Raw genomic sequence first — 241 nt, forward strand, 5'->3', positions numbered from 1 at the left:
CTTCAGTCACCACATGCATATTAATGCCGCGATCGTGATTTTTACGTGTCGATGTCAGGCATTGCCCATCTTTAATAGTTGTCAGCACTATGGCGTTCGAAGAGATAGAACTTTCGACGCTGTCCATTCCCAGTGCCCGACCCAGTCGTGAGGAAAGCTCATCAACCAACGCGCTTTCCGCACCATGTTGCAAAAGAACTAATCCACACTGGATACAAAGCCGTGTTACGGCTCGCTGTTG

Annotated in this window: 1 protein-coding gene; it reads right to left on the reverse strand. The window is 49.0% G+C overall.

Features of this window, described 5'->3' with window-relative positions; translation table 11 throughout:
• The coding region (locus AC0L27_RS41500) for a threonine/serine exporter family protein (protein ID WP_473323940.1) at positions 1-214 on the reverse strand (214 nt) is incomplete at its 3' end.
• Between the last annotated feature and the right edge of the window lie 27 nt (positions 215-241).

It is taken from the genome of Bradyrhizobium sp. Ken51 (assembly GCF_055807435.1).